Source organism: Bacillus sp. 05T31, assembly GCF_056396725.1.
In genome coordinates this window covers 1-1,871 of the sequence record NZ_JBFTMA010000793.1, presented here as the reverse complement: position 1 = coordinate 1,871, position 1,871 = coordinate 1, and the positions used below count along the sequence as shown (strand labels likewise).

Genomic DNA, 1,871 nt, shown 5'->3' with positions numbered 1-1,871 from the left:
ATTACATACTGATTACAAGAAAAAACGCCTGCTTATGAGCAGGCGTTTTTAAAGGATTTCATCTGGGTTTTGAGGGTGATGATTTCCCTCTTTCTTTTCATCTGTTTGGAACATCGATTGAATTTTATCAATTGTTTGTGGAGCTAATTCAATTATTTTTTCTGCTAAATGTGTCGCATTTTGTAGATGMAGAATATTTAYYCCRTCTTTATTCACKACWAGAAATGCTACTGGTGTAATAGAAACACCACCCGCGCTACCGCCACCAAATGCAGGGTTACCGTTCGCTCTTTGTCCATCATTCGTTTGGAAATCAGAACCTCCTGCTCCAAAACCGAACGCTACTTTAGAAACCGTTAACACTACACCACCGTCAGCCGTTTGAACAGGCTCTCCAACAATCGTATTTACATCGACCATTTCTTTTAAATTTTCCATTGCCGCTTTCATTAACCCTTGAATTGGATGATCCACCGTTCATAACCTCCTTTGTCATATCTTTCCTAGTTTTTCCGAAAGTTGGTGAACTAAACATAAAATTTTATATTGATTTCAAAAAACTTAAGTTGTAATATTTAGAAAAATAAAAAAAGAGGTCGATTTTTTATGATGAGAAAATTAACAAAGAAAGATCATGAACAAGTATTCGCTTACCTAAAAGAAGAAGCAGCCCTTAACTTGTTTATTATTGGGGATTTAGAAGCATTCGGTTATGAAACAGACTTTCAAGAATTATGGGGCGTATATAAAGAGAATGGAACATTAAAATCGATTTTACTTCGCTTTCACGATACATTTATACCGTATAGTAAAGAAGAGTTTGTGGTTACTGACTATGAGGCACTTCTTTCCGCATATAAGCCGCTTAAACTCTCTGGCAAGTCAACTATTGTAGAAAGATTTGAAACTGCTCCAAGTGTACAACTAGGCGCCAAAAATGAAATGTATTTTTGCGAATGTCTAAATGACAGCAACTTACCTAGCACACCAATTCATGAAACAATTAAACTTGCCTCACTCGATGATATAGAACGAATTATGAAATTACGAAGTGACATCGCTGAATTCCCGACTGCTAATGAATCAGAAAAAATTTTAAGGCAAGCTATTGAAACAAATACAGGACGTACATATTATATTGAAAAAGACGGCGCAATCATCGCATCCGCCTCAACTTCCGCTGAAAATTCATTATCCGCAATGGTAGTTGGTGTATGTACACACCCGGATTACCGCGGAAATGGATATGCCTCACTCATATTGCAAAAAATGATTCAAGACTTTACGAAAGAAGGACGAACACTTTGCTTATTTTATAACAATCCAGCTGCTGGACGAATTTATAAACGACTAGGATTTAAAGACATTGGAATGTGGACGATGTATCGATAATAAGAAGTACTCTATAAGAGGAAATAGTTGTAACTTAGCAATAAAAGCCGATTACACAAAAACTTCACACCGTTGTTATGAAGATGGAGAAACTACTTGCGGAGCAATACTCTAACTAAAACATGTTATGTATTCAAACTAAATTTGGATAGATAAACGTCCCCAATTGTTACATATAGTCTAGCAATTGGGGCTGCATTTTTATGCTCTAATTCTCTCCAATACAACTAGAAATAATTATTAAACATTCACCACACTAATCTCTCTAAATATTCCATCATGATACAATTAGAAGTAATTGCATCACCTAAAACCTCCTCAACTTTCGGTCTTTCATTCACTTACTTAATCATTTATTATTTTCATATTTCTTTTTATAATTTACATACTCTTTCGTAGCTTCTTGATTATTATCTTTTTCACTACTAAAATACACATATATTTGCTGACTATGTGTTAACATTTTACCTTCATCATTT

General features: G+C 34.7%; 2 protein-coding genes and 1 pseudogene. 1 reads left to right on the top strand and 2 read right to left on the bottom strand.

Annotated features, from left to right (window positions below; all coding sequences use genetic code 11):
- Positions 1 to 48 precede the first annotated feature (48 nt).
- Positions 49 to 474, bottom strand: coding sequence for a GerW family sporulation protein (ytfJ, locus tag AC1DJR_RS28350; RefSeq protein WP_477004083.1), 426 nt, complete (start codon positions 472 to 474; stop codon positions 49 to 51).
- Between the two features lie 132 nt (positions 475 to 606).
- Between ytfJ and AC1DJR_RS28345 the strand changes: the two genes are divergently transcribed.
- Positions 607 to 1,392 carry a GNAT family N-acetyltransferase gene (locus AC1DJR_RS28345; RefSeq protein WP_429688809.1) on the top strand — a complete coding sequence of 262 codons (786 nt, stop codon included), beginning with the start codon at positions 607 to 609 and terminating at the stop codon, positions 1,390 to 1,392.
- Positions 1,393 to 1,741: 349 nt separating this feature from the next.
- On the opposite strand, the pseudogene AC1DJR_RS28340 reads toward AC1DJR_RS28345, so the two are convergent.
- A pseudogene (locus tag AC1DJR_RS28340) lies at positions 1,742 to 1,871 on the bottom strand (DUF3952 domain-containing protein); the annotation flags it as partial.